We start from the raw sequence: 26,409 nt of genomic DNA, 5'->3' as shown, positions 1-26,409 counted from the left end.
CCAGCTCACGCGCAGACGCCGCTCTGAATGGTTGCCTGTCGATTTTTCAGCATCGATCACGAGTTCGCGCGGAGAGCTGCTTCGGTGCCCTGAGCGGTTCAGCCGTTCGGAACTTTTCGGCGTGGTTGCGGCGTGTCGGCGCACGACACGCCGCAATGTCGTCGCCTTTTCCGAATGGTTGTACGCGAGAGGGCGCCTGCTATCTCGCTGCCGTCACAAGCGTGAACCCTATGAATAAGCTGTGATAACGTCGTGACGCGCTTGTGTCGCACGGGGGACACAGTGGCACATCCATGGGGGGATTGCAGAGTTGAGTGATGCAATTGCGCAGTCGCGACGTGATGATTGGACGACCTTTGCGAGGTGGAAACGCGGGCTCATCACGCTGATGGCGTTGTCAGTCGCCTTCGTTCTCACCGCGTGTGGTGCTGTCGTGGACACGCGCTTGTGATCAACGCCGACGGCAGCGGATCGCGCGCGATCACGGCCACTGTTGAAGCCGACGATCTTGAGAAGGTGAACGGCGGCGCCGGCGCTATCGACACGGCCATCACCGAGAATCTCCCCGCCGGAATGACCTACGGCGGTCAGAAAGCGGGTAGTGACGGCGCTGCGATCTATTCGTTCGCCATCGAGTTCGACTCGCAGAAAGACTACGAAGACAAGGTCATCGGCATACTCGGCGCGGGTGGTGTGACAGACATCGAGACCGAGATAGAGATCGCCGTCGCCGACTCTGTGTTCCGCGAGGGCGTGAGCGTGAATGAGAACTTCACGTCTCAGGATCTCTTGCAGTGGCTCGTCGAGGCCATGGTGAAGTCGGGAATCGTCGATGACGATGACAAAGACGATCTCACGGAGATTGGGAAGACCGTTGTCGAGGTCGACGGAGTCGGGCACGACACACCGGCGAAGATCGAGTACTCGGACATCGCCGATTACGGCATCCGTTACTTGAACGTCACGACAGAGGGGGTCGGCACGGGCAGCTACGTGCGGACGATCTCGTATGATCTGTCCCGTGAGACGTACGCGCGTGACACGGGTGCTTACGACGAGTTCTTTAAGAAGGCAACGCCAAAGGGTGGCACTCTGACGGAACCGGACGAGGCATCCACCGTCTGGACGATCGAGTTCTCCGCCAAAGACGAAAAGCAGCTCATCGAATACACGAACACGGCGCTGAACTCAGAATCGACGGACTTTGCCGTGTCGAGCGAGACCGATGGCGACGACCCCACAATGTTCCACACGTCGGTGATCGACTTCGTCGACTGCGGGCAGATCTGCAACGAAGACGCCGAGGTGTCGTCGAACCTGGTCCTGCCGAAGGGCTGGCAGGGCGACAACGGCGGAAGTGCTGGGGAAGACGGCTGGTCGATGCCGATCAGTCATGACCCCGTCGTTTTCGATCACCGCGTTCAGTTCGAATCAGTTCTTGCGGCAGCATCCGTTGCTCCCTCGGGAGAGAACACACTCACCATCGACTACGTCTTGAGCGTTGAGAACGCCGACCTCGTCGGTTCAGCCATGCAAGACTTCCTCGAACCCGCATCAACTGTCGCAGACCTGAGCGTCGATGCGGGAAAGGATGCCGTCACCTACATGATCACGGTGGCTGGCGAGGACGCTGCTGACTTGAATACGCGCATGAGCGAGTACCTTCCCGGGTCGCAGTACAGCGTCGTCGAGTCAGACTCGTCGCTGTTCACGCGCTCGTACTCCGTGAACATGGTTGTCGCTCTTCCCCGTGACCTGCTGAGCGGTGGCGTTGCAGACGGCATCACCTACCGCGTTGATCTTCCCGGTGGTGCAAGCGTCGCAGACAGTTCCGATCTGCCCAAGGGCGCCAAGGTCGCGGGCAACGTCGTTGCCGTGTCTGAAGACTCCCCGAGCTCGCCAGAGTTCCGCGTTGATGCGAGCAGCCCGAACATCGGAGGCATCATCACGCTCGGGGTCATCGTGCTAATCATGCTTCTGCTCATTGCCACTGTGGTGTTCTTGGTGATCCGGCACAAGAAGAAGGTGGCTGCCGCGGGGGCGAGCAGCGAGCTGTTCAGTTACGACGACGGCCAGACGACTCCCGGCGCTCCAGTGACCGGAACGTCGTCGGGTGCCGCGGCGCCCGCTTGGCCGCAGCCGGGCACAGATCCGAGCAGTGGGTCTCCGACGCAGACGGCGGTGATCGACGACTCTGCGGATCGGAGTAGTCGTCCCGCAGCGGATGACCAGTCTCGTCCGATGTCGGACTCCGTGACCGAACGGATCCCCGAGGCTGATAGCGACTCGCCGACAGAAGTTCTGCCGCCGCGGCCGCCGCTTTCTCCGGTGGAATAAGTCACCCGCCATCAAAGCTGAGTACCGGGGGCGGGAATACGACCCCAAAGCACGTGCAATTGTCGTACTCACAACACAGTGGGCGAGGACTCTCAGAGTTCTCGCCCACTGTGGTCGATCGTGATTACGCCCCGATCCGTGCGAACTGCGCGGTCATCGGGTCCCAGTCCTCCTTCTCAGCAGACGTCGACGAATCCGCCGAATACGGTTCCAGCGCGACGTCGAGCGTTGCTGGATCCTGCGGCAGAGAGCCGATCGCCGACTGCCCGAAGGTGCTGAGCAGCATCACGCCGATGCCGTTCGCCTCAACGGCGTCCCGAGTCGTTCCCAGCGCCGCAAACGGAATCGCCATCTCGTAGACGGTGTCTTGCGCGGTGTCGTGTGCGGTGTCGAGGAAGTCGATGAACGAACTCGCGTCACTGAGGTCGGCGGGCGTATAGCCCTCGTAGCCGTTGGCATCGATGCCCATGAGGCTCTCACCGCAGAAGCCGTCGCCGTAGGCATACGAGATCGCCGCTTCGTCGAACCCGACAGCGTTCTCGGGCTCATAGTCGAATGCGCCCGAGCCGTTGAGTGAGAACATCGCCGGCTGGCCGACGCCCGGTTTGCTCGAGAACATCGCGAGGTGGTCGACCTCCTGGTTCGAGAATGTCGTGCGGATGCCCCACACGCCCTTCTCTGTTCCGTCGACGAGCCCCGTGCCGCCGTCGGCGTTCACATCGAACGCAAGCGCCTGCGGAATGTCGCCGTTGTAGGGCTTCCCATTGTCGCTGATCGGGTAGCTCTGCGCCGGGTCGACGACGTCGGTGACGTTGGTGAACTGCCACATGAGGTAGAGATTGTCGTCGTCCCACGCGCTCGAGAGCGAGTAGAGATCGTAGACCGGGCCCTCGTGGCTGCCGCGGAAGATGCGCGGATCGTCATTCGCGACGCCCTGTGCGATCACCATGTCGGCCGTCCACTCCGAGGCGTCGCCGTCGACAGTGACTTCGGCGGCTGATCCGACATTTCCCTCAGAGTTCTGCTGGTAGTACCCGTCTGAGTAGTCGGTGCCCGTCGGCTCACCGGGATCGCCCGGGTCTCCACCTGCAGTTGTCGCCGAAACCGCTTCGCTCCAGTCGGAGACGTTGCCCGAGCTGTCGGCCGCCTGAACGGTGAACGCGTACGCGGTGTCGGCGTCGAGATTGTCGATCGTGATCGAGGGCCCGGCCGCGGTCTTCTCCGAGGTAGCCGCACCGTCGTCGATCCGCACCGTGTATGACGCGACGGCTGTGTCATCTGTCGACGGCGTCCACGTCAGTGTGACGCTTGTGCCGTCGACTGTCGCAGTGACTCCCGTCGGCACGCCCGGTGCCTGGGTGTCTTCGCCCGCGTCCGTCTGTGTCGAGACGATCTCGCTCCAGCCAGACAGGTTGCCCGCGGCATCCATCGCCTGAACCTTGAAGAGGTACTCCTCGTCCGGCGTCAGGTTGTAGAAGCCGATCTCGGTCGCGGTCGTGACGATGCCGAGGGTCGCTTCGCCGCCTCCGGCCTTGATGACGCGGTAGCCGGCAACGCCGACGTTGTCTGTCGCCGCATCCCAGCTGAGGTGCACGGTGTCGCCATCGACGGTGATGGAGAGGCCCGCCGGCGTCGACGGCTTCTCGGTGTCATCTCCGCCTGTGGTGCCCGGCGTCGTGATCTCGGCCGCATCAGAGGCCAGCGAGACGCTGCCGTCTTCCGCCGTCGCCGTGACGGTGTACGAGTACGTCGTCGACTCGCTTACGGTCGTGTCGACGAACGTGGTGTCGTCGACGACGGTGCTCACCTCGCCCTCGGCGCCTCCCGTGCGTGTGACCGTGTAGCTCGCGATTCCCGACTCGGCGGTGGAGGCACTCCAGGTGACGGTCACCGCCCCGTCGTCTGCGCTGAGCGAGACGTCGGTCGGCGTCGTCGGAGCGGTGCTCGGCAGGTCGCACGGTGCGGTTCCCGAAACCTGACCGGATGCCACGGTGACGACGGATCCGCTGACCCGGTAGTCCTGCTTTCCGTTGTTGTCCCACGTGCCCGCACCGTTGTTGAACGCGAACGTCGTTCCCGACGCCCCATCCGCCACGGTCACGGAGTACCAGCCATCGCAGGCCTGCTCCATCGCGACGCCCGGAACGGTGGTCCACTCACCGTCGCCGACGCGGTAGTGGGCGTAGTAGGCATCCCACCCCGCGTCTGCGGAGTAGAAGAGCGTCATGTCTCCCGTCGGCGGCTCAGCGCAGGGGTCTGTGGTCGTGATCTGGCCGTCGTCGACCACCTGCACGCCGGCGCCGAGCGCGTAGTTCTGCTTTCCGTTGTTGTCCCACGTGCCCGCGCCGTCGTTGAAGGCGGCAGTGAGCCCGTCGGCATCGCCGAGCGGAATCGTCGCGCCGTACCAGCCGTCGCAGCGCTGCTGCAGCTGCTCGCCCGGAACGCTCGTCCATTCGCCGTCGCCCACCTGGTAGTGAATGTAATAGTCTCTCCAGCTGCCGTTGGCCTTGTAGAACACCTCTGCGGCAGCATCCGGAGATTTCTCCCCTGTCGTGACGGATGCTGGTGAGCTGGGTTCCGATTCGTTGCTGCCGTCTGTCGCCGTCACGGTGTATGAATACTCCGTGTCGGGATCGAGGCCGCTGTCGGCGATCGATGTTGAGCTGCCGGGGGCCGTGAGCGTGGTCTCGCCCTGCTCGCCGCCGGTTCGTGTGATCGTGTAGCCGGTCACGGCGCAGTCGTCTGTCGACGCCGTCCAGCTGACCGACACGTTCGTGCCGTCGGCTGCCGCTTCGACGTTCTGCGGTGCGCTCGGTGCCGCGGTGTCTTCGCAGCCTGCGCCCGCCTTCGCTCCAGCGTGGATCGCGACCGCGCCGTTCGAGGGAACGGTCGCGGTGAACTGCCCGCCCGAGACCGTGACAGTGTCGCCCGACCACGTCTCGCCGTTGCGCGTTGCAGAGATCACGTTGTAGTACGTGCCGTCGGGCAGACCGGTTTCGAAGGTGCGCGTCAGTTCGCTGCCTCCGCGGTTGATCGCCACAGTTCCCTTGTCGCCGCGGCTGAAGGCAATGGCGTTGCTGCCGTTCGTCCACTTCTTCGTCACGTCGGTGCCGTACGTCTCGGTGCGGAAGCCGACCATGTTGACGATCTCGTTCTCGGCGTGCTCGCACGTCCAGACCGAGCCGTTCCCGCAGGTGGGATCAATGACTTCACCGGATGCTGTCTGCGGAGGGCCCGCATCGAAGTTGTTGAATGTGAAGCCCGACTGGATCGACGGCGAACCGTAGTTCCACGCGAGAGTGAAGATCTGCGCCAGGTCGTAGACGTCGCCGTCCTTGTAGCTCAGCGTCTGGCCGTTGCGTTCGGTGTCGTGGTTGTCGACGAACACTCCGGCGTCGTCGTGATCGAGGAAGCCGTCCCACGTCTCCCCGATGCCGTTGCCACTGATCAGCCAGTCGATCGTGCCGCCGCCGAAGGCCTCTTTGAGCTTGCGCGCATAGGCGAACTCGTGAATGTCACCCATGCCGAGGTACTCTTCGGGCTGAATCGGCTCGTTGGCGCGGATGACCTCCTGCACGATGTACAGGTCGTCTTTATTCTCCACCCGCGACATGATGCCGCGCAGGTCGTCTGCGGCAATGTGCTTCACGGCATCGATGCGGAACCCGGCAGCACCCAGGTCGACGAGGTGGTTGAGATAGTCGGCGATCGTCTGCTGCACGTAGTCAGAACTGGTGTCGAGATCGGCCAGATTCACGAGGTTGCAGTTCTGCACCTCCCAGCGATCCTGGTAATTCTGGATGTCTCTGCGGCAGTCGTGAAAGTCGTTGTCGCTGTAGAGCCCGGGGTAGTTGTAGTGGCCGTACGAGCTTCCTGCCCAGCCGGTTCCGCCGTCTGAGTCTCCGCTCATGTGATTGATGACAGCATCCACGATCACCTCGACGCCCGCGGCGTTGCACGTGGCGATCATGTCCTTGAACTCCTCGGCTGTGCCGAGGCGAGACTCGAGCTTGTAGCTCACGGGCTGGTAGTACGTCCACCACTGGCTGCCCGTCACGTGCTCCTGTGGAGGAGAGGTCTGTACGTAGCCGTAGCCTGCGGGCCCGAGCGTGTTCGTGCACTCGCGCGCGATCGCGTTCCACGTCCAAGAAAACATGACGGCGATGACGTCCTTCGGCCCCGGAGCGGCTGCGTCTGCCTTCTGCGGCGGGGTGATCGCGACGAGAAGTCCCGCAATCAGAAGTCCCACGGTGAGTGTGACCAAGGGTAATCGTCGACGCCTCCCCGGTTGTGGCAGATCGATCTGTGACACGGTACTCATGAAGATGCTCCTTCGCATTGCACGGATGGTGACACCGCGTGAGTGAAATCAGCGTGCGAGACGAGGTTCGTCATCAAGCGCCGCCGCGCCGCGGTGCGCGTCGCGGGCGGCATCCGCTGCCGTAGCGCGACGTTGGCACCCAACGTAGAGTCCGCCCCTCTTTAATGCAAGCGTTTACACAAATTGTGACGCATTCGGCTATGAAATTCGATTGTCGCGATACGCGTGCAGCAAGACTAACCATTGAGGACGACACTTTAGTGAAAGCGCTTACACTACGCCGCCAATGCGGGCTCCTGGACCTGAATATGTGCTTCTTGCGCGTCGCCATCTGCCAGCACCGGAAAGTCGTGTCAACGGAGTCTTGGCGTGACCGGTTCGAACTCGACGCGACCGATCGCGGCAGCGGCATTCGCGCGAGAGCTGCACCGTGCGCTTCAACGACAGAACCCGCGCCACTTCAGCCGCAACCGCCCGGTCGCGCTTCAATCGCATTTACACGATGCCACCGTGACCCGACAACTGGGGTAGGAGCAAGTTCCGCGATGCATTCGAATCTATTGACAAGTTGTGTTCCCAATGCGAATGTTGAGAACTCACAGCGGCCTTTGTCTGAGGGCAGTCGCACGATGTCGCCCGGTGTGTGAGACTTCTGCCCGAAATGGTCGAAGGCGCAAGCCGGTGTGCGCACATTCGGTCGTCTATGCATCGTGAATTGGAACCACATCATGCCTTGGGGAGGGCAAATGAAAAAGCTGACGAAGGCTACGCTCGCGGGAGCTCTCGGTGTCGTATTACTGGCCGGAGGCACGACTTTCGCGCTTTGGAACGACAGCGCGACGGTTAACGGCGGCACAGTGAATTCGGGCACGCTCGCGCTGACCCCGAGCGAGACTGGAACGTGGAATGACCTCTCAAGCGGTACGCCGCAAGAGATCACCGATATTTCGGCATTCCTTATCGTTCCCGGCGACGAGATCCAGTTCACGAGCTCGTATACGGTGGGTGCCAGCGGCGACAACCTCACGGCCACAATCGACGTGTCTGACCCCGTCGACGCGGCAGGCGATGCCGAACTCGTGGCCGCGACGACCGTCACGCAGAGCTTCACTGACGAGTCCGGTACGCCGGTTGCCGACGGTGCGATCACGAGCGCGAACAATGGCGATGTCATCACCGTCACCGTTAATATCGTGTTCGATTCCACTACGGAGGGTACCCTGGCACAGGGACAGACACTCAACCTCGCTGATCTCACCGTCACTTTGACGCAAACAACCACTCCGTAGAGTCTGTCGGAGCCCGAGTTCGGGCGCCAGCCAGGATGAGCTGTGAAACGCGTCTTTGCGATGATCGCCGGAGTCGCACTGGTTCTCGTTACGGGAACCGGTGTGACTCTTGCGCTGTGGAACGATTCTGAGACTATCGACGGCGTGGCCATCAGATCTGGCGTTCTCATGCTCGATATTGGCGGGCAGACGGAGTACGACATGGGTACGGTCGATACTCTCTATCCGGGTGCAGTCACGGCGACCCGTCTCGAGCTCAACGGACACGCTTCGGGAAACCTCGGGCTGGACTACGTGCTCACATCGGTGCTGACCGACGCGTCGAGTGCATCCTCAGCGCTGTTCGGCGTCGTTGACGCGCAGGTGTACGTTCAGTCGAGCGCCTCAGCAGAGTGCGCTACGAGCGGCGTGCCGGGCGGAACCCAGGTCTACGGCGATGCAGGAGGTTATTCCGACCTGGCTGCGTTGTCGGTGACCGAATCGCTCGTCTCGACAACCGAGCTCGCGAACACGGACTACCTCTGCGTGCGTCTCACCATTCCTGCGGGCACTTCTGCGACTGTAGATGGGGTTGAACTGAGCGATGCAACGTCATCGTTCATACTGAACTTCGCCGGTGAGGGAATCCGATGACCCGACGCCGTACATCACGCACCGGCACATCATGGCACGTGGCACTTGCCGCGCTCCTCGTCGTCGGGTCGGGGGCCATAGCGCTGCCCGCGTCCGCGCAGTGGTCGGCATCGTCACTGGCCCGTGTAAGCGTCGAGGCCGGCTACCCGCCCATCACGGTGAACAGTGGGCGATGGTTGAGCTGCCGTGGCCCACAGGCATACAACGGCTACGAAGCGAGCATCGGCGGAGACTTCAGCGCCGTCCAATACCTATACCGCGACCAGATCGAGCCGGTGTTCGCCAATTTCAGGATCTATCGCGTCATAGACGGTGTAACCGAGTGGAGTGACTGGTCGTCCGAACCGGCAGGCATCCTCGGCGACGCATCGGAATACAATTACATGTTCCACGACAGGGGCACGAACTTTTACAACCTCCCGACGGATAACTCGCCCATGACCGTTTACGTTCGGCCCATGTATCCCGACGGCTGGCTCGGACCAGCGAGCAACTCCATCACCATTTACCCGCGCGACGACCTCAACCAAAGCTATTGCCAGAGCCCGTGATGACCGACACACGACATGAGGTTCACCGTCCGGGTGGTCAAGAGCGGCACGCTGGTCTCCCTGGGCCACTCCGTCGCTCGCTCAAACTCGCCGCATCCATCGCCGTCTGGATCGCCTTCTTCGCGGTCATGGCGATTGTAGCCGTTACACTCGTGATCCCGCGTTTGGTGGGCGCGGTGCCGCTGGCCGTTCTCACATCGTCGATGGAACCGACGATGCCGCCCGGAACACTTGTCGTGTCGAAACCGGTCGACCCGGCATCATTAGCCGTCGGCGACGTCGTGACATTTCAGCCGGTCTCAGACGATCCCAAGCTCGTCACTCATCGCATTGTGAGCCAGGGGCACAGGGCAAATGGCGCTCTAAGCTTCATAACCCGGGGTGACAACAACGGTGCCGACGACAAACCTATTGTGGCTGAGCAGGTCATGGGCAAAGTGATCTATGCGGTGCCCTATGTGGGACACGCCACGAGTTTGCTCGCCGTCGACGAGCGAGGCTGGATCGTCGGTGCTCTTGGATCGATCCTCATCGGCTATGCCGTTTTCACGATCATGCGTGAGCTGCTTCGCAAACGAACGGAGCGAACGTGACAGGGCGTGTTTTCCTCAAATTGCGGGGCGTTCCGGCGGCCGTGCTCGCTACGATGCTCGCGCTCGTCGCCATGCTCGCACCCGCGTCAGCGGCGGCCGAGCCGACGTCCGGCTCGCAACTCGCTCTCAGTCTCGACGGAATCGTCTGGGAGAGCGAACCGTCGTCGCCGCTGTTCTCCACGACGACGCTCGTTCCCGGAGATCGACTCTCGGCGACAGTATTCGTTCGAAACGACGCCCACGACGGAGCGCAGCTGAGCGTCGTTCCTGAGGACATAGAGCTGCACTCGCTTGCGACTCATCCGTTTTCCAGCGACCTCACGCTGTCGGTGCGTGAGCCGCGAGAATCGGCGCAGCCTCTGGCCTTCGACGAGCTTGATTCGGCAGTGCTTTACGAGAGCCGTCTCGATCCCGGGCAGGTGAGGGAGCTCATCGTCGAAGTCGCTTTACCGCGCTCCGCCTCGACAGGAGGGGATGCGAACTGGGATCGTGCGTCTTTCGCGCTGCGCGTCACGCTCGGCGGCGACTTCGCGGTCATTCCGGGCGGGCAAGCTGATTCAGATGACGGGGGCATCCCCGGCGAATCGTCCAATGCTTCACGAGAAGCCCGGGATGCTGCAACAGACGACGTTCTTCCGTGGACCGGCGGTTCCGCGGGTCTTCACCGGTGGGCTTTAATTGCCATCGGACTGGGAGTGGCGGCTGCGTTTGTCGATCGACGATTGCGCGCTCTACAGAGTGTGCGAGATCGTCGATAGGAAACCAGCGACGGACCAGCGGCGTTGCGTGGGCCTGATAGTTAACCTTGGCTGTCAGGGTCCTGTTTCACTCTGGCGAACGCCCTCGGTCGCGCGAATGTGGTCAGAGCAGGGCGTAGCAACGGCGGATGCGGTCACGCCACCACGCGTCACGTTCGGCAGACGCGGCGTAGTTGCGCAGCATCCGCTCTGAAACCTCGACGCGACGCACGTCGATTTCGCCGCCGTGCGCCACAAGCGGTTCGTCGGTGACGTCGGCCGCAAGCAGCGACGCCGTTCCCAGCCCACAGTCGTACGGCAGCTCGGGCACTGCGGCGGCGAGGTGCGCGCCGAGCGCGAGGCCGACCGACGTGTCGAGGGCACTCGAAACCGTGACCGGCAGCCCTGCGTGGCGCACGATGTCGAGCGCGCGGCCGATACCGCCGAGCGGCTGCGCCTTCACGATGAGCAGGTCGGCGGCGCGCGCCCGGGCGACGGCGAGCGGATCTTCGGCCTTGCGCACGCTCTCGTCTGCCGCGATGGGAATGCCCATGTACTTCACGCGCCTGCGCACCTGAGCCAGTTCGTCGACAGTGGCGCACGGCTGCTCGACGTACTCGAGATCGAACTCGGCAAGCTCGTGAATCGCGTGCTCGGCCTCGTCGACGTTCCAACCGCCGTTCGCGTCGAGGCGCACGCGGCCCTCGGGTCCCACCAGACGCCGCACTTCCGCAACGCGCGCGACGTCGTCTGCGAGTGTCTGCCCCGGCTCGGCGACCTTCACCTTCACAGTGCGGCATCCGTCGTAGCGTGCAAGCACGTTCTCCACGCGGTCCGGCGTGACGGCGGGCATCGTCGCGTTCACGCGGATGCTGTCGCGGCACAGCGGCGGAAGCTCGCCCCAGCCGAACGCGATGCCCGCCCGCAGCCACGTCGCCGCCTCGGCATCCTCGTACTCGGTGAACGGGGAGAACTCGGTTGCGCCCTCAGGCCCGATGAAGATCACGGCCTCGCGCTGCGTGATGCCGCGGAACCTGGTTGTCAGCGGCAGCGAGACGACGTGGGCTGAGGCAAGAAGCTCGTCGAGCGGCGGCAACGCATGCATGCGCCCATTCTGCACCGGCAGGCCGTGCGCTTGTTTCGGAAATCTGTGCGGCGGTGCACGCGAACCGCCGCAAAACCCCTGGTCGGCGGCATCCTGTGGCACCGACGCCCGCGAGGATTCCGAAACTGTGCACGCGTGCCCGCCTGGGGCCAGGGAGGGCAGCGGCACACAACTACGATTGAGGCATGACGGTGTCTGAGATCTTCGACGAATCCCAGTGGCAGGCGGTTGAGGGCTTTGAACAGCTGACCGACATCACATATCACCACACGCATGACGGCCGCGTCGCCCGCATCGCGTTCGACCGTCCCGAGGTGCGCAACGCCTTTCGCCCGCACACCGTCGACGAGCTGTACCGCGCGCTCGACCACGCACGCACGGCGTCGACCGTCGGCGTCGTGCTGCTCACGGGCAACGGGCCGAGCGCGAAAGACGGCGGCTGGGCATTCTGCTCCGGCGGCGACCAGCGCATCCGCGGCCGCGACGGCTACAAGTACTCTGCCGAAGACACGGCGCAGGGCATCGATCCGGCGCGCTCGGGTCGCTTGCACATTCTCGAGGTGCAGCGGCTCATTCGCTTCATGCCGAAGGTCGTCATCGCCGTCGTTTCCGGGTGGGCAGCCGGCGGCGGCCACTCGCTGCACGTCGTGTGCGATCTCACGCTGGCGAGCGATAAGGCGAAGTTCAAGCAGACGGATGCCGATGTCGGCTCATTTGACGCCGGCTACGGATCCGCGTACTTCGCCCGTCAGATCGGGCAGAAGTTCGCCCGCGAGGTGTTCTTTCTCGCCGACGAATATTCGGGGCAGCGCGCCTACGAGATGGGCGCCGTCAACGCCGTCGTTCCGCACGCGGAGCTCGAGACCGAAGCCCTGCGGTGGGCGCGGCGCATTCTCACCAAGTCGCCGACGGCGATCAGGATGCTGAAGTTCGCGTTCAACGCCGTCGACGACGGTCTTGTGGGCCAGCAGGTCTTCGCGGGGGAGGCGACGCGTCTCGCCTACGGCACAGACGAGGCCGTCGAAGGACGCGATTCGTTCCTCGAGAAGCGCGAGCCCGACTGGTCGCCGTACCCCTGGCACTACTGAGTCGCGCCGCGGGCACACAATGAGTACAAGGAGTACACACGAGTGTGCGCAAGCCCCGTGCGCCGGGGTTGGGCCGGGACGTAGACTCTGGTCATGACACGCAGTATCGTCGCCGTTCCGGCATCCGACCCCATCGAGGTCATGACGGCACTGCGCGGTGCGCTCGACCGTTCCGGCCCCGCGCTGCTGCCGCTGGCCGCCGAGTCGCCGCACAAAGATGCCCCGCTCGCCGCCCACCACGGCACCGAGCTGCACGAGGTTCCGCACGCGACGGCCGTCGTGATCCGCACGTCTGGATCGACGGGCGAACCTAAGAACGTCGTTCTCAGCTGTGACGCGCTGCTGGCGTCGGCCTCGGCATCGGAGTCCGTCATGGGCGGACCAGGGCAGTGGCTGATCGCTCTGCCCGCGCACTACGTTGCGGGGCTGCAGGTTCTCGTGCGCTCGATCGCCGCCGAGACGACGCCCGTCGTGCTGCCGCCCGGCCGCTTCGACACGGCGGCGTTCATCGAGGCGAGCAAGCAGCTCACGGGCGATCTGCGCTTCACGTCGCTCGTTCCGGCGCAGCTCATGCGGCTGCTCGAGACGCGTTCCGGCGTGACTGCGCTGCGTCGCTTCGACGGCATCCTCATCGGTGGGCAGGCTCTGCCCGAACCCGTGCGCGATCGAACGCAGCTGCTCGGGCTCCCCATCTTTCGCACGTACGGCTCGAGTGAGACCTCCGGCGGCTGCGTTTACAACGGCCGCCCGCTGCCCGGCGTTGAGATGAACATCGTCGACGGGCAAGTCGAGCTCACCGGTCCGATGCTCGCCGACGGATACCTCGCCGACGACGGCACGATCGATCACCGCCGCATGGAGGGCGCATTCGTCGAGCGCGAGGGCCGCCATTGGTATCGAACGGGCGATCTCGCGAGCATTGACGATGGCGTGCTCACGGTGCTCGGGCGCGCCGACAACGTCATCGTTTCGGGCGGCATCAACGTCAACCTTGACCGGGTCGAGCGCATTGTGCACACTGTGGCGGGCCTCGAAGATGCCGTCGTCGTGGGTGCCGACGATGACCGCTGGGGGCAGGTGCCTGTCGTCGTGACAGACGTGGCCGGGTCGCGCCTCGATGTGGTTCAGGATGCTGTCGCGACAGCGCTCGGCAAGCCCGCGCGTCCCGATCGCATCGTCACCGTCGCCGCGATTCCGAGGCTCCTGTCGGGCAAGCCCGATCGCCAGGCCGTCGCGCGCGTGATCGCCGAGCGCACGCCGACATAGCGTTCTTTAGTAAAGTTGCCGCGGAGCAGGAGGTCGTTCGTGGCAGCACAGAGCAAGAGCTCGTCGAAGAAGAAGCAGGGCGCGGCGGTTCACGTCGCGCGCAAGGGTGGCGGCAAGAGCGGAAACCCGGCGGCGCGCCCGCTGCAGCAGATCAAGCCGGCGACCGCCGGTGACTGGATTCGCGCGGCTCGCATTCCGACGCTTCCCATGTCGATCGCTCCGGTTCTCGTCGGCACGGGCGCTGCGCGCATTGCGGGCGCTCCCGACGAATTTCACTGGGTGCGCGCTCTGCTCTGCCTCGCCGTTGCCGTTGCGCTGCAGATCGGCGTCAACTTCGCGAACGACTATTCCGATGGCATCCGTGGAACCGACAAGAGCCGTGTCGGCCCGGGCAGGCTCGTCGGCTCGGGCAAGGCGAGTCCGCGCAGCGTTCTCATCGTCGCTCTCGTGTTCTTCGGTCTCGCCGCCGTCGCAGGTGTGCTCATCACGATCGCGACGCAGCAGTGGTGGCTCATCGCCGTCGGTGCGGCGTGCATTCTTGCGGCATGGTTCTACACGGGCGGCAAGCGCCCCTACGGCTATTACGCGCTCGGCGAGATCGTCGTGTTCATCTTCTTCGGGCTCGTCGCGACCCTCGGCACCATGTGGGTGCAGGTGGGGCAGCTCAACCAGGAGGCCTGGTACGGCGCGGTCGGCGTCGGTCTCATCTCGATGTCGGCGATCCTGGTCAACAACCTGCGCGACCGGGAGTCAGACAAGCTCTCGCGCAAGCACACGCTCTCGGTGCTGATCGGCAACCTCGCCACACGCATTCTCTTCGTCGTGCTCATGCTCGTGCCCTTCGCCATCGCGGCGCTCGTGGCGTTGTTCTACACCGGTATCTGGTACGCCGCGTTCGCGCTGCTCGCCGCGCTGCCAGCGTGCCTCATCGTCGTCACAGCGCGCACGCCAAAGGAGCTCGTGCTCGCACTCAAGCTCGTCGGGATCACGCAGCTGCTGTACGGCATCGCGTTCTTCGTCGGCTACTCGTTCTAGCAGCGCGAGAAACGGCGTCAGTCGAGTAGCTGCTCACGGGCTATGCCGTTGCGGAGTCGTCGCGCCGAGAACGTTTGCCGTCGGTGGCACCGGGCTCGGGCGCGGCGTGGTCGACAACGTCGTCTTCGGCCTCTTCGTCCGTCGGCGTCTCGTGCGGCTTGGCAGCATCCGCCCCCGTGCGCTTGCTGTGGATGGCCTCAGACACCTGATCTCGCGACCGGCGCAAGAAAATGAGCGAGACAGCGAACCCGATGAGCGCGGCCACGATCGCCGAGAACCACTCGTTGAACCCGAGCAGAAGCAGAATCGCCAGCGGAACGAAGAACGTCAGCAGGCGAAGAATCGTGTAGGTCACGGCCGGGGGAATGCGCTTCACACGAGAATTCTAGGGCGAAGCGGCTGGCTGAGCGCTGGGTGCCAAGACGCCCAGAACATTAACCGCTGGGGAAGCTACCATAAGTGCATGGCACGTCTACTCTTCATCTTGATCCCGGTGATCGTGGCCATCACGATCTACACGGTCGTGGACTGCGCCATCATCGACAACCGACGCGTCAGGGGCCTGTCGAAGCCGATCTGGATCGTGCTGATCCTCGTTCTTCCGGTGATCGGCCTGGCGCTCTGGTACTTCATCGGCCGAGGCGGCTCCGAGCTCGCTCGCGATGTCGCGCCCGACGACGACCCGTCGTTCATCGGCGGACTGCGCGGCGACTCTGAGCAAGACGACCGCATTCGCCAGCTCGAAGAAGAGCTCGCAGCACTCGATGCTGAAGAAGAGATCATTCGTCCGCGTGACGAGAAGAGACGAGCGGATGCTGCGGCCGCAGAAGAGCAGCGCAAGCGCCGCGAGGCAGAGCGTTCCTCTGATGGAACGGCAACCGACCCGTGTGACGACGAGCACCCCTCCGACCACGGCCACGGCACCGGTACGAACAGCTCGGATGCCTGACGAGCCGTCCGTCTCAGACGAGGGCCGCTCTGAACCGAACGCGGCTGGCGACAGCATCCTCGCCTCGAACCAGGCGCCGGCGACGACGTACGCACTCGCGCTGCTGAACGCACTCGCGCAGCACGGTCTGACCGACGTTGTTGTGTGCCCCGGGTCACGGTCGCAAGCGCTCGCGCTCGCGGCGGCGGCACTGGAGCAGGCCGAAGTCCTGCGCGTGCACGTGCGCATCGATGAGCGCTCGGCCGCGTTCTTCGCGCTCGGCCTCGGCGTCGAGTCGGGGCACGCTGCCGCGGTCGTGACCACGAGCGGGTCTGCCGTGGCGCACCTGCATCCCGCGGTTCTCGAGGCGCATCATTCGGGTGTTCCGCTGCTGCTGGTCACGGCCGATCGCCCGGAGGAGCTGCGCGGGATTCGCAGCAACCAGACCACCGTGCAGCCGGGCATTTTCGGCGGCGCCGTGCGGTTCGAGCGCGATGTCGCCGCGCCGGTCGGGACGCCGCACGAGATCGAGCGGGCCGCGGCGCTGGCACGTGAGGCGATGCGCGCCGCCAACGGCCGAGGCGTCGCCGGGTCAGGACCCGTGCACCTGAACGTCGCTTTTCGTGAACCGCTGTCGTCGTCGCTCTCGGAGACGGACGTGGCGGAGGAGCTGGCTGATGCAACGGGCGCCGATTCGCGTGCCGTTTTTGGCGGCGTGAGCACCGACGATGCCACACAAAGTGGCACACGAACGCCGGAAGCAGAAGCGCCCCGCCCCTCCACCAGCGCGAGGTTCGAGCGGCCGAGCGTGACACTCGACCGGGGCCCGCGAACCGTCGTGATTGCCGGACACGGCGCGGGGCCCGCCGCAGAAGAACTCGCGCACGCCGGCTCCTGGCCGCTCATCGCAGAGGTCACAAGCGGGGCTCGTTTCGGTCGCAATCTCGTTGTGCCGTACCGCGAGCTGCTGCGCGACGTTCGCCTCGGCGGGCGCATCGAGCGTGCCGTCGTGTTCGGCCACCCGACGCTCAGCCGCGAGGTGCCGGCGCTGCTGCAGCGGCCGGACGTCGACGTGACGGTCGTCGCGCCGACGGGCATTGAGGCGTACAACCCTGCGCGGCGCGCTCGCGTCGTCGCGACAGCATCCGTCGCCGAAGGCCCTGCAGACCGGGACTGGCTTGGAGCGTGGGTGGTCGCATCGCGCGAACACATGGCCGCGGCCGACCGCGACACGGCACCGTCACTGGACGACGGCCACTCGAACGATCCCGCAGCACGCGCCCGCTTCGCCCGCGCAGAATTCGCTGCCGTGCGCGCTCCGATCGACAGGCGGATGCTGGCCGAAGAGCTGTGGCGTGTGACGTGGCCGCACGATCGTCTCGTGCTCGCGGCATCCCGCCTGATTCGCGTCGCCGACGCCTTCGTCGCGGGAAAGAAGATCCCCGTGCACGCGAACCGCGGTCTCGCCGGCATCGACGGCACGATCGCCACGGCGCACGGCATCGCGTCGGTGCAGCAGAAAGACGGGATGCCGGGCGTCACACGCGTGCTTGTCGGCGACCTCGCGCTCCTGCACGATGCAGGCTCACTGCTCGGTGGTCACGGCGAGGCCTGGCCGCGACTGCAGGTCATCGTTGGCAACGACGGCGGCGGAACGATCTTCGATGATCTCGAGGTTGCGAAGTCCGCCGAGCGCGACGTGTTCGATCGCGTGCAGTACACGCCGCACGGCGTCGACGTAGCCGCGCTCGCGCAGGCGTACGGGTGGGACCACGTGCGTGCACAGACCCGCGCAGACCTCGATCAGGCGCTCACGACGCCGCGCGATGCCCCGGTGATCATCGAGGTTCCGCTCGAGCGCTGAGCAGTGCGTCTGCACGCGGTACGTCGCTGCCTTCGACGGCACTGAGCGTTGTTCTGTGGTCTGCGGACGTTCTGTATCGGCGCGGCAGCACAAAACGTCCGCAACTGTCAGGAGCAGGACGTGGCTCAGCCCTCGAGCGAGTCGACAACGGGCCGAAACTTGATGCGCGTCTCGGTGAGCTCGTTCTCGGGAACGGAATCGGCAACGACGCCGCACCCCGCATACGCCGTGAGTGCGTCGCCGTCCACTTGCGCGCACCGCAGCGCGATCGCCCACTCGCCGTCGCCGTCAGCGCCTACCCAGCCCACCGGTCCGGCATAGCGCCCGCGGTCGAACGGCTCGAGGTCGTCGATGAGGGCGACAGCGTCTGGGGTCGGCGCCCCGGCGACCGCCGCCGTCGGGTGCAGTGCCGAGACGAGGTCGAGCGACGATGCGCCGTCGCTGAGAACACCGTCGACGTCCGTCGCGAGATGCCAGAGGTTCGGCAGCTTGAGGGTGAACGGCACTTCGCTCGCCGCCAGGTGCGACGTGTGCGATTCGAGCGAGCGCACGACGCTCTGCACGGCGAACTCGTGCTCGTCGTTGTCTTTCTGCGATGTCGCGAGGGCGACGGCGGCCTGCTCGTCAGCATCCGGGCCGTCTCCGCGCCCCGTGGTGCCCGCCAGAACGCGCGCCGTCACCGCGCCCTCGGTCACGCTCACGAGCGTCTCGGGGCTTGAGCCGATCAGGCCGTCGACCGCATACGTCCAGCAGTCGGGGTACCCCTGCGCGAGGTCTGTGACGAAACGGCGCAGATCGGCGCCCTCGGGAACCGTTCCGACGAGGTCCCGCGCCAGAACGACCTTGTCGAGCTCGCCCGCGCGAATGCGACGAACGCCCTCCGCGACATGCAGCTTGTACGACTCGGGAGACTCCTGGCCGTCGAGAAACTCTACGGCGAACGCCTCGCCGACGGGCATCGCGTCGGCGATCGCTGCCTCGGCAGCATCCGTCATTCCCCCGTGTCCCGTGTTGAGCTCCTCGCCCTCGAGGCGCACGTGCGTCACCCAGTGGCGTCCGCCGCGGCGCCCGATGACGGTGCGCGGCACGACAAGCACGCTCGTCGTCGTCGACAGCGCCGAGAACGCGAACGCGCCGAACGCGATGAGCCCGGTTCCGGGGACACCGACGCGATCGGAGACATGAGCGGATGCCGCAAGGCGACGCCATGCTGCGGCGGCCTCGGTCATGCGGTCTGGCCCGGAGAACTCCAGGCGCACGGCCTCGCCGATTCCGATCATTCCTGCGCCCTTGCGCAGCCAGACGAGCGGTTCGCTCTGTGAGGTGTGGGGGATGAGAAGCGACACATCGCCGACGGGGGTGGTGTCGACGACAAGCCGCGGCGTGTCGGGGGTGGTCACGGCCCAAGCCTACGCCGGGCGGGCTGGGCAGGTCGTTCAGGCGAGAGTGCCTAAACTGGGGGAATGAGCAAGAAGGCGGATCTCGCGAAGCAGCCCGAGCAGGTGTCGGCCATGTTCGACGAGGTCGCCGAACGCTACGACATCACGAACGATGTTCTGTCCTTCGGAAATGACAGGCTGTGGCGCATCGCGCTCCGCCGTGCCGTCGACCCGCGCCCGGGCGATCGCGTCCTCGATCTCGCCGCCGGAACGGGAACCTCGAGTGCCGCGCTCGCCGCGACCGGTGCCACGGTCGTCGCGGCGGACTTCTCGCCCGGCATGATCGCCGAGGGCCGACGCCGTTTCGGGCACCTGCCCAACATCGACTTCGTCGAGGCCGACGCCACGAATCTGCCGTTCGGCGACGACGAGTTCGACGCGGTGACGATCTCGTTCGGGCTGCGCAACGTTGTCGACCCCAAGAAGGCGCTCGCCGAGATGCTGCGCGTCACCAAGCCGGGCGGGCGCCTCGTCGTGTGCGAGTTCTCGACGCCGCCAGCGGCCGCCGTGCGCAGCGCGTACAACCTCTACATCGCCAAGATCATGCCGCTCATCGTTCGGCTCGTCAGCTCGAACTCCGAGGCGTACACCTACCTCAACGACTCGATCCGCGCCTGGCCCAACCAGAAGGGCCTCGCCCGATGGCTGCGCGAGGCAGGCTGGGGCAACGTCGAGTACCGCAACCTCACGGCGGGCATCGCCGCGATGCACCGTGCGTTCAAGCCCGGTAGGTAGCGGCATCCGGGATCGCACCGTGGTCTGCACGGACGGATAGGGTAGTGGGGTGGATGTGAGCACGACCCCTCGCGACACGCGACTGTCGCAGCAGCTGGGCCTGACCGAGCGCATGATGATGAGCCCATCGATGCGTCACGTCGTCAACGCCATCGACGAGGGGCTCGTCGAGATCGAGCGGCAGCTGATCGGCGATCTCGAGTTCACCGACTCAGTGGCGGATGCTGCAGGCCGCTACCTTCTCGAAGCGGGCGGCAAGCGTGTGCGTCCCATGCTCATTCTGCTCGCCGCGCAGCTGGGCGACGGTAACACGCAAGACGTCTACGACGCCGCGAAGGCCATTGAGATCACGCACCTCGCGTCGCTGTACCACGACGACGTCATGGACCACGCCGACCGCCGCCGCGGGGTGCCGAGCGCGCACACCGTGTGGGGAAACTCGGTAGCGATTCTCACGGGTGATCTGCTGTTCGCCCGCGCGAGCCAGCTCATGGCGAACCTCGGCGAGCGGGCGATTCGCCTGCAGGCCGACACGTTCGAGCGCCTGGTTCTCGGCCAGCTGCACGAGACCGTCGGTCCCGAGAACGGCGAAGACGAAGAGCAGCACTACATTCAGGTGCTCGCCGACAAGACCGGGTCGCTCATCTCGACGGCGGCGCGCGCTGGAGCCCTGTTCGCGCACGCGCCCGACAGTGTGCAAGAGGCGCTGCGGGAGTACGGAGAGAAGATCGGCGTCGCGTTCCAGCTCGTCGACGACGTCATCGATCTCTCGCCTCAGCCCGATCAGACGGGCAAGGTTCCCGGCACCGACCTTCGCCAGGGCGTCGCAACCCTGCCCATGATCTACTTGCGGCAGAGTGCGAAGACGGATGCTGCTGACGCAGACCTGCTGCGCCGCATCGAGGACGAGTCGGGCGACGTCGAGGCGGCAGCATCCGAGTCCTTCCTCACTGCTGTTGCAGATCTCTATGCTCACCCGGTCACCGAGCGAACCCGCGCCGAGGCGAAGAAGTGGGCCGCCGAGGCAATCGCGACTCTCGATGACCTTCCGGAGGGGCCCGTGCGCGACGCCCTGACCCGGTTCGGCCGCAAGCTGGCCGACAGAGACAGATAAACGCCCGCGTCACCCGCAGCGTACCCAAGCAAAGGAACCAAGTGACAAAGCTGAGACTTGCCGTGGTCGGAGCCGGCCCGGCCGGAATCTACGCGTCGGACATTCTGCTGAAAGCCGAGCGCAAGTTTGAAGTGTCGATCGATCTGTTCGAGCAGCTTCCGGCACCGTACGGACTCGTTCGCTACGGCGTCGCCCCCGACCACCCGCGCATCAAGGGCATCATCAATGCTCTGCGCGATGTGCTTGACCGCGGCGACATTCGCATCTTCGGCAACGTGCGCTACGGCGAAGACGTGACGCTCGACGACCTCAAGAGGCACTACAACGCAGTGATCTTCGCCACGGGGGCGATTCGCGACCACAGCCTCGACATCCCCGGCATCGACCTCACCGGATCGTACGGCGCAGCGGACTTCGTCAACTGGTACGACGGCCACCCCGATGTGCCGAGGGAGTGGCCCCTCGACAAGAGCTCTGTTGGGGTGATCGGAAACGGCAACGTCGCGCTCGACGTCTCGCGCCTGCTCGCCAAGCACGCAGACGATCTGCTGCCCACGGAGATCTCCGACAACGTGTATGAGGGACTGCAGGCGTCGCAGGTCACCGATGTGCACGTCTTCGGCCGACGCGGCCCTGCGCAGGTGAAGTTCACGCCGCTCGAGCTGCGGGAGCTGGGCGAGCTGAACGACGTCGACATGATTCTGTACGACGAGGACTTCGATTACGACGAGGCCTCGAAGCAGGCGATCGCAAGCAACAAGCAGGTCATGGTCATCGACCGCGTGCTGCAGAAGTGGCGCGAGCGCGAGACGGGGCAGGCCTCGCGACGCCTGCACCTGCACTTCTACGCGAAGCCGATTGAGGTCGTCGACGACGGCAATGGCAACGTTGCGGCGTTCCGGTATGAGCGCACGCGCCCCGATGGCGAGGGCGGTGTTGAGGGAACGGGTGAGATCCGCGAGGTGGCGATCGGGCAGTTGTACCGCGCCATCGGCTACTTCGGGTCGCCGCTCGACGGCATTCCGTTCGACAAGAAGCTCGGGGTGATTCCCAACCACGAAGGCCGTGTTCTCGATCGCAAGACGAATGAGCAAGTGCACGGGGTCTACGCGACGGGGTGGATCAAGCGTGGCCCCATCGGGCTCATTGGTCACACGAAGTCAGACGCCATGGAGACGGTCTCGCACATTATCAATGATCAGGGCAGCTGGTGGAGTCCCGAGCAGCCCGAGGAGCAGGCGATCGTCGATCTGCTCAACGAGCGCGGCGTCGAGTACACCGATCTCGAGGGATGGCACAATCTCGACGCACATGAGATCGCGTTGGGTGAGCCGCACGAGCGTGCCCGCATCAAGGTCGTGCCGCGCGATGAGATGGTGCGCATCTCCCGCGGCGAGTAGCCCACGCGGCCTCGTGCCACCCGTCAGGCGCGATCGAGGTCTGCCATATCGAGAACGAAGCGATACCGCACGTCGTTGCGTGCGAGGCGACCGAGCGCGACGTTGACCTCGCGAGACGGAAGTACCTCGACGTCAGCGGTGATGCCGTGCTCGCCGCAGAAATCCAGCAGTTCCTGTGTGTGGACGCGGCCGCCGCTTCCCGCCGACGTCAGGCTCTTGCGGCCGATGAGCAACGAGAGCACGTCGACGTTCGTCTCGCCGAGGTGCCCGACAAGGCACAGTGCTCCATCGAGCGCGACCGTCGAGAGATAAGGCTCGACAGTGTGCGGCGCCGAAATCGTATCGATGACCAGGTCGAAGTGGTTCCGGACGGCAGAGAGCGCCTCGGTATCCGTTGACACGATGACCTCGGCCGCGCCAAGCGCCCGTGCGTCCTCGGCTTTTCGCGGCGATGTCGTGAAGACGGTGACGGTGGCACCGAGAGCGCGAGCGAGCTTCACGGCAAGGTGCCCCAAGCCGCCGAGACCCGCGACCCCGACGCTGCTGCCACGGCCGATGTTCCACTGGCGCAGCGGCTCCCACACGGTGATTCCGGCGCACATCAGCGGAGCGACGCTTGCCGCCTCGAGCTGCTCGGGGCGGTGGTACACGAAGCGCTCGTCGACAACGGTGTCGCGTGAGTAGCCGCCGAGGGTCGTCGTGCCGTCGCGGCGGTCCTGGCCTCCGTAGGTGGTGGTCGGAAACTCCTCGCAGAAGTTCTCTTGTCCTCGTCGACACATGTCGCACGTGCCACACGAGTCGACGATGTTGCCGACAGCGACCGGGTCTCCGATCGCGAACGTTCTGACAGCCGCTCCGATCGCACTCACGGTTCCCACGAACTCGTGCCCGGGAACGAGCAGATCCGCAGGGCCGCTGCGGCCGTGCTCGCGAAGAGCATGCAGGTCGGAGTGGCAGACACCGCAGTACGTGATCTCAATCGCGACGTCCGTCGGCCGCAGGTCACGTCGCTCGATGCGCACCGCAGTGAGGCTCTCTCCGTTTCGCGTTCCGTAGGCCATTGTCGCTCGCATGCCGCCCCTCCAAAACAAACTGGTTAGTTGCAAATGTAAACCCTGGAGATCTTCATGTGCAAACTGAACGGTTGGTTTTCGAGGTTGGTATGCTCTGGTGATGGCGGAAACAGCGGCGACGGCGCGGGGGCGCGCGACACGGCAACGGGTGTTGGATGCTGCGACTGAAGAGTTCGCGCGATACGGTCTTGCGGGCGCACGCGTCGATCGGATCGCCGCAAACGCCCGCACGAACAAGGCGCAGCTTTATGTGTACTTCGGCAGCAAGGAGGCACTGTTCGACGACGTCGTGCACGAGTCGATGCAGCACATGCTCTCGACTGTGCCGATTTCGGCGGACGATCTCGCAGACTGGGCAGTGAGACTGTATGACGAATATCTCGAGCGCCCTGATCTCATTCGCCTCGCCACATGGGCTCGTCTCGAGCGGCGACCCGAGGGGCACCTTCGTGACGACGCTGATCGGCTTGACGCGACAAAGCTCGACGTGATCGGGGCTGCCCAACGGTCTGGCGAGATCACCGCTGCCGCCTCGGCTTTCGATGTGATGGCCATGGTGATCGCCATGTCGATGGCGTGGTCACCTGTGAGCAATGTCTATGCGGCGACCGCGCGCGAGGGCGACGGTGTTCACGCTGGACGACGAGAGTTTCTGCGCACGGTGGTGGAGCGCGCCGTCGCACCGTGAACGACAGAGACCATGCCGGTCGCACACATGAGGGGAAGTGCGTCAGACATGGTCTCTGCGAAGAAGCTCCAACGAACCCCTTAATGTGAAGAATACTCATGTTTAGCGTGTCATGCATGACCCCAGTCAGGGGCGCGTCGTCGGATGCTGTCGACGCAGCGGGCTTCGTTACGCTGAAGCCATGGTGACGTGGGAGCCGGATATTCTCGGAGAACGCTTCGAGCGCGCGACGCTGCCTCTTGCTCCTGACCCGCAAGGAGACGTGGTTGCGACGCTTGTGAGAACGCGGCGTTCGCGCTGGCAGCGGCTGACAGCATCCGTCAAGAATCTCTCGGACGTCGACGTGCTCTACGTGCACGGCTGGGTCGACTACTTCTTTCAGCGTCATGTTGCCGAAGCATGGGAAGAGACCGGCGCGCGCTTTCATGCGCTCGACCTGCGAAAGTACGGCCGCAGCCTGCGCGAGCACCAGACGCCGGGCTACATCAGCGACCTCGAGACCTACGACGAAGACATCGAGGGGGCGCTACACGCGATGGGGCACGGCAAGGGCCAGCGGCCGACGCGACGCCTGTTCATCATGGCGCACTCCACGGGCGGGCTCACGATGAGCCTGTGGGTGCATCGGAACCCCGGTCGCGCTCACGCGCTCGTGCTCAACAGCCCGTGGCTCGAGTTTCAGATCGGCGGCATCGGCCGCGAGGCGCTCACGCCGCTTCTCGAGATCGGCGCGCGCATTACGCCGCTGCGATCGCTGCCTCAAGTGGACTACGGCTTCTACACGCGAACGATCTCTGACCAGTTCGAGGGGGAGTGGCACATCGACCCGCGTTGGCGGCCCGAGCGCGGCTTTGCGACGCACACCGCGTGGCTCGCGGCGATCTTTGCGGCGCAGCGCAAAGTCGCATCCGGTCTCTCGATCGATATTCCCGTGCTCGTGCTGCTCTCGTCGGCATCGACGATCTCGCGCACGTGGGCGGAACCCATGCGCACGACAGATATCGTGCTCAATGTCGACGAAGTCGCGCAGCGGGTTCCGCGGCTGGGCAACGCCGTCACGCTCATTCGGGTGGAGGGGGCGATCCACGATGTCACGCTCTCGGCGCCGCCGGTGCGGCAACGGGTGAAGCTCGAGCTTCAGCGCTGGCTCGCCGGGTATGGGCGAGAGTGGTGACAGCTGCTTATAGACTCGCGCCGCGGCGGCCGCTACTCTAAGCGAATGACGAACCAGCCGCTATGGCAGCAGCCTGCGTCTCCAGCTCGGCCGGCTTCGGTGCCGGTCGCACTCCTCATTGCGGCTTTTCCCGCGGGAATGGCACTTCTCAATGTACTGATCAGCCTCTTCTCGTTCGGGATGCGGTTTGACGACGTGCTGCTCGCGATCTTCGGCGAACTGCTTCCGACGCTTCTCTTCGCCGGGGCGGCTTTTCTTTCGCTCGCGTTCATCAAGCCGCCGCAGCTAAATGGCCCCGTGGCTGCGCTTGCTGTTCCGGTGCTCATCGCGGGTGGCATCGGCGGCGCACTGCTCGTCATCTACCGCTACCTCTACGCCACGATCCGCACTCTTGCCATCCACGGCGGCTCGTCGTACGACGTCAACCTGGGTGCCGTCGTGGGAAACCTCATTTCGCTGACGCTTGTTCTCGCGCTCGGAGCCGTGATCGTGCGCGGACGCCGCTGGAGTGGGGAGCTGGCTGCAGGCGTGCCGGATCGCCGGAACGTGGTGCCGCCCGCACTCATCATCGCCGGCGCTGTACTCGTCGATGCTGTCGTGGTCTCTGTGCTCGCCGTCGGGATGCTTCTCGTGCATGGGCATTTCGTGCAGCTGGTCATCATCGTGCTGCGCGCCGTGCTGTGTGCCGCCGCGGCGTTCGTTGTGCTTGCAGCCATCTGGCCGCTGTCCAAGATCTCATCACTCGGCCGCGGTCTCGTGGCTGGCGTGATTGCGGGCGGAGTGAGCCTGGTTCTCGCGCTCATTCTCGACCTCATCGTCGGCGCCGTGCAGGGGTCGCTCGAGTTCTTCTTTCCCTACACGGTTGTCTCGTCGCTGTGGACGGTCATCGATGCCGCGGTCGTCGTCGCGCTCGGCACGCTCGTCGTGCTGGCGGTGCGCGGTCAGCGCGTGTTCACCGGCAGGGCACCGCAGCCCGCGCAGCCCGGCTGGCAGCCGCAACCTCCGCCCGTCCGCTGACCGCGCCGCGAGACGTCGTTGC

22 protein-coding genes are annotated in these 26,409 nt (G+C 64.9%); 17 read left to right on the top strand and 5 right to left on the bottom strand.

All coding sequences use genetic code 11. The features are described from left to right. Window positions 1-447: 447 nt before the first annotated feature. Window positions 448-2,337: a hypothetical protein gene (locus ATJ78_RS01555; protein ID WP_098405999.1), complete on the top strand. Its 1,890-nt coding sequence runs from the start codon at window positions 448-450 to the stop codon at window positions 2,335-2,337. Between the two features lie 124 nt (window positions 2,338-2,461). On the opposite strand, the gene ATJ78_RS01550 is transcribed toward ATJ78_RS01555, so the two are convergent. Continuing rightward, on the bottom strand, window positions 2,462-6,658 hold the full coding sequence (locus tag ATJ78_RS01550) for a fibronectin type III domain-containing protein (protein ID WP_098405998.1): 4,197 nt from the start codon (window positions 6,656-6,658) through the stop codon (window positions 2,462-2,464). A 746-nt stretch (window positions 6,659-7,404) separates the two neighbouring features. On the opposite strand from ATJ78_RS01550, the gene ATJ78_RS01545 reads away from it, so the two are divergent. From ATJ78_RS01545 to ATJ78_RS01525, 5 genes are read left to right on the top strand one after another with little or no spacing between them, the layout of a single operon-like run. Beyond that, window positions 7,405-7,947 carry an alternate-type signal peptide domain-containing protein gene (locus tag ATJ78_RS01545; RefSeq protein ID WP_169923356.1) on the top strand — a complete coding sequence of 181 codons (543 nt, stop codon included), beginning with the start codon at window positions 7,405-7,407 and terminating at the stop codon, window positions 7,945-7,947. Window positions 7,948-7,989: 42 nt separating this feature from the next. After that, complete coding sequence (locus ATJ78_RS01540; protein WP_098405996.1) at window positions 7,990-8,580, top strand: SipW-dependent-type signal peptide-containing protein; 591 nt, start codon at window positions 7,990-7,992, stop codon at window positions 8,578-8,580. Further along, window positions 8,577-9,131 (top strand): hypothetical protein, encoded by a 555-nt coding sequence (locus ATJ78_RS01535; protein WP_141897661.1) that lies wholly within the window; start codon window positions 8,577-8,579, stop codon window positions 9,129-9,131. The genes ATJ78_RS01540 and ATJ78_RS01535 overlap by 4 nt, the downstream gene beginning before the upstream one ends. Next, a complete protein-coding gene (locus ATJ78_RS01530) occupies window positions 9,131-9,724 on the top strand; it encodes a signal peptidase I (RefSeq protein ID WP_098405994.1) in 594 nt (197 codons plus the stop codon). The genes ATJ78_RS01535 and ATJ78_RS01530 overlap by 1 nt, the downstream gene beginning before the upstream one ends. Continuing rightward, window positions 9,721-10,482 (top strand): hypothetical protein, encoded by a 762-nt coding sequence (locus tag ATJ78_RS01525; protein WP_098405993.1) that lies wholly within the window; start codon window positions 9,721-9,723, stop codon window positions 10,480-10,482. The genes ATJ78_RS01530 and ATJ78_RS01525 overlap by 4 nt, the downstream gene beginning before the upstream one ends. Window positions 10,483-10,585: 103 nt before the next feature. Here ATJ78_RS01525 and ATJ78_RS01520 read toward each other — a convergent pair whose 3' ends face one another. Continuing rightward, on the bottom strand, window positions 10,586-11,566 hold the full coding sequence (locus ATJ78_RS01520; protein ID WP_098405992.1) for an o-succinylbenzoate synthase: 981 nt from the start codon (window positions 11,564-11,566) through the stop codon (window positions 10,586-10,588). A gap of 185 nt (window positions 11,567-11,751) precedes the next feature. Between ATJ78_RS01520 and ATJ78_RS01515 the strand changes: the two genes are divergently transcribed. From ATJ78_RS01515 to ATJ78_RS01505, 3 genes are all read left to right on the top strand, one after another. Continuing rightward, window positions 11,752-12,654: a 1,4-dihydroxy-2-naphthoyl-CoA synthase gene (locus ATJ78_RS01515; protein ID WP_098405991.1), complete on the top strand. Its 903-nt coding sequence runs from the start codon at window positions 11,752-11,754 to the stop codon at window positions 12,652-12,654. A 93-nt stretch (window positions 12,655-12,747) separates the two neighbouring features. Then, window positions 12,748-13,920, top strand: coding sequence for an AMP-binding protein (locus ATJ78_RS01510; RefSeq protein WP_098405990.1), 1,173 nt, complete (start codon window positions 12,748-12,750; stop codon window positions 13,918-13,920). A 39-nt stretch (window positions 13,921-13,959) separates the two neighbouring features. After that, on the top strand, window positions 13,960-14,955 hold the full coding sequence (locus tag ATJ78_RS01505) for a 1,4-dihydroxy-2-naphthoate polyprenyltransferase (RefSeq protein WP_098405989.1): 996 nt from the start codon (window positions 13,960-13,962) through the stop codon (window positions 14,953-14,955). A gap of 40 nt (window positions 14,956-14,995) precedes the next feature. On the opposite strand, the gene ATJ78_RS01500 is transcribed toward ATJ78_RS01505, so the two are convergent. After that, on the bottom strand, window positions 14,996-15,331 hold the full coding sequence (locus ATJ78_RS01500; protein WP_098405988.1) for a DUF4229 domain-containing protein: 336 nt from the start codon (window positions 15,329-15,331) through the stop codon (window positions 14,996-14,998). A gap of 87 nt (window positions 15,332-15,418) precedes the next feature. On the opposite strand from ATJ78_RS01500, the gene ATJ78_RS01495 reads away from it, so the two are divergent. Both ATJ78_RS01495 and menD read left to right on the top strand, forming a co-directional pair. Continuing rightward, window positions 15,419-15,904: a PLD nuclease N-terminal domain-containing protein gene (locus ATJ78_RS01495; protein WP_098405987.1), complete on the top strand. Its 486-nt coding sequence runs from the start codon at window positions 15,419-15,421 to the stop codon at window positions 15,902-15,904. Continuing rightward, window positions 15,897-17,747, top strand: coding sequence for a 2-succinyl-5-enolpyruvyl-6-hydroxy-3-cyclohexene-1-carboxylic-acid synthase (gene menD / locus ATJ78_RS01490; protein ID WP_098405986.1), 1,851 nt, complete (start codon window positions 15,897-15,899; stop codon window positions 17,745-17,747). Before ATJ78_RS01495 ends, menD begins: the two co-directional genes overlap by 8 nt. 125 nt (window positions 17,748-17,872) lie before the next feature. On the opposite strand, the gene ATJ78_RS01485 is transcribed toward menD, so the two are convergent. Continuing rightward, window positions 17,873-19,147: an isochorismate synthase gene (locus tag ATJ78_RS01485; protein ID WP_098405985.1), complete on the bottom strand. Its 1,275-nt coding sequence runs from the start codon at window positions 19,145-19,147 to the stop codon at window positions 17,873-17,875. Window positions 19,148-19,210: 63 nt separating this feature from the next. Here ATJ78_RS01485 and ATJ78_RS01480 point away from each other — a divergent pair, with 63 nt between their 5' ends. The 3 genes from ATJ78_RS01480 to ATJ78_RS01470 all read left to right on the top strand — a co-directional run bounded on the left by ATJ78_RS01480 (window position 19,211) and on the right by ATJ78_RS01470 (window position 22,435). Then, window positions 19,211-19,921, top strand: a complete 711-nt coding sequence (locus tag ATJ78_RS01480; protein WP_098405984.1) for a demethylmenaquinone methyltransferase — start codon at window positions 19,211-19,213, stop codon at window positions 19,919-19,921. Between the two features lie 112 nt (window positions 19,922-20,033). After that, the gene (locus ATJ78_RS01475; protein ID WP_098409139.1) at window positions 20,034-21,035 is read left to right on the top strand and encodes a polyprenyl synthetase family protein; all 1,002 of its coding nucleotides are present in this window, start codon (window positions 20,034-20,036) and stop codon (window positions 21,033-21,035) included. Between the two features lie 41 nt (window positions 21,036-21,076). Beyond that, the gene (locus ATJ78_RS01470) at window positions 21,077-22,435 is read left to right on the top strand and encodes an FAD-dependent oxidoreductase (protein ID WP_098405983.1); all 1,359 of its coding nucleotides are present in this window, start codon (window positions 21,077-21,079) and stop codon (window positions 22,433-22,435) included. A 23-nt stretch (window positions 22,436-22,458) separates the two neighbouring features. Here ATJ78_RS01470 and ATJ78_RS01465 read toward each other — a convergent pair whose 3' ends face one another. Beyond that, complete coding sequence (locus tag ATJ78_RS01465; RefSeq protein ID WP_098405982.1) at window positions 22,459-23,508, bottom strand: NAD(P)-dependent alcohol dehydrogenase; 1,050 nt, start codon at window positions 23,506-23,508, stop codon at window positions 22,459-22,461. Between the two features lie 100 nt (window positions 23,509-23,608). On the opposite strand from ATJ78_RS01465, the gene ATJ78_RS01460 reads away from it, so the two are divergent. The 3 genes from ATJ78_RS01460 to ATJ78_RS01450 all read left to right on the top strand — a co-directional run bounded on the left by ATJ78_RS01460 (window position 23,609) and on the right by ATJ78_RS01450 (window position 26,387). Beyond that, window positions 23,609-24,196, top strand: coding sequence for a TetR family transcriptional regulator (locus tag ATJ78_RS01460; RefSeq protein WP_098405981.1), 588 nt, complete (start codon window positions 23,609-23,611; stop codon window positions 24,194-24,196). Window positions 24,197-24,377: 181 nt separating this feature from the next. Then, window positions 24,378-25,370 carry an alpha/beta hydrolase gene (locus tag ATJ78_RS01455; protein WP_098405980.1) on the top strand — a complete coding sequence of 331 codons (993 nt, stop codon included), beginning with the start codon at window positions 24,378-24,380 and terminating at the stop codon, window positions 25,368-25,370. Window positions 25,371-25,415: 45 nt separating this feature from the next. After that, window positions 25,416-26,387 carry a hypothetical protein gene (locus ATJ78_RS01450; protein WP_143741354.1) on the top strand — a complete coding sequence of 324 codons (972 nt, stop codon included), beginning with the start codon at window positions 25,416-25,418 and terminating at the stop codon, window positions 26,385-26,387. The last annotated feature ends 22 nt before the right edge of the window (window positions 26,388-26,409 follow it).

The sequence above is a fragment of the Paramicrobacterium agarici genome (assembly GCF_002563955.1).
Lineage (GTDB): Bacteria > Actinomycetota > Actinomycetes > Actinomycetales > Microbacteriaceae > Paramicrobacterium > Paramicrobacterium agarici.
The sequence above is the reverse complement of the archived record's forward strand: the minus strand, read 5'-3'. Positions and strand labels throughout refer to the sequence as shown.

What these genes read in the sequence shown, in the direction of transcription:
- ATJ78_RS01455 (WP_098405980.1), top strand. Translation starts at nt 24,378, where the DNA reads ATGGTGACGTGGGAGCCGGATATTCTCGGAGAACGCTTCGAGCGCGCG.
- ATJ78_RS01545 (WP_169923356.1), top strand. Translation starts at nt 7,405, where the DNA reads ATGAAAAAGCTGACGAAGGCTACGCTCGCGGGAGCTCTCGGTGTCGTA.
- ATJ78_RS01495 (WP_098405987.1), top strand. Translation starts at nt 15,419, where the DNA reads ATGGCACGTCTACTCTTCATCTTGATCCCGGTGATCGTGGCCATCACG.
- ATJ78_RS01535 (WP_141897661.1), top strand. Translation starts at nt 8,577, where the DNA reads ATGACCCGACGCCGTACATCACGCACCGGCACATCATGGCACGTGGCA.
- ATJ78_RS01510 (WP_098405990.1), top strand. Translation starts at nt 12,748, where the DNA reads ATGACACGCAGTATCGTCGCCGTTCCGGCATCCGACCCCATCGAGGTC.
- ATJ78_RS01475 (WP_098409139.1), top strand. Translation starts at nt 20,034, where the DNA reads ATGATGATGAGCCCATCGATGCGTCACGTCGTCAACGCCATCGACGAG.
- ATJ78_RS01450 (WP_143741354.1), top strand. Translation starts at nt 25,416, where the DNA reads ATGACGAACCAGCCGCTATGGCAGCAGCCTGCGTCTCCAGCTCGGCCG.
- ATJ78_RS01520 (WP_098405992.1), bottom strand. Translation starts at nt 11,566, where the DNA reads ATGCATGCGTTGCCGCCGCTCGACGAGCTTCTTGCCTCAGCCCACGTC.
- ATJ78_RS01465 (WP_098405982.1), bottom strand. Translation starts at nt 23,508, where the DNA reads ATGCGAGCGACAATGGCCTACGGAACGCGAAACGGAGAGAGCCTCACT.
- ATJ78_RS01515 (WP_098405991.1), top strand. Translation starts at nt 11,752, where the DNA reads ATGACGGTGTCTGAGATCTTCGACGAATCCCAGTGGCAGGCGGTTGAG.
- ATJ78_RS01530 (WP_098405994.1), top strand. Translation starts at nt 9,131, where the DNA reads ATGACCGACACACGACATGAGGTTCACCGTCCGGGTGGTCAAGAGCGG.
- ATJ78_RS01460 (WP_098405981.1), top strand. Translation starts at nt 23,609, where the DNA reads ATGGCGGAAACAGCGGCGACGGCGCGGGGGCGCGCGACACGGCAACGG.
- menD (WP_098405986.1), top strand. Translation starts at nt 15,897, where the DNA reads ATGCCTGACGAGCCGTCCGTCTCAGACGAGGGCCGCTCTGAACCGAAC.
- ATJ78_RS01480 (WP_098405984.1), top strand. Translation starts at nt 19,211, where the DNA reads ATGAGCAAGAAGGCGGATCTCGCGAAGCAGCCCGAGCAGGTGTCGGCC.
- ATJ78_RS01550 (WP_098405998.1), bottom strand. Translation starts at nt 6,658, where the DNA reads ATGAGTACCGTGTCACAGATCGATCTGCCACAACCGGGGAGGCGTCGA.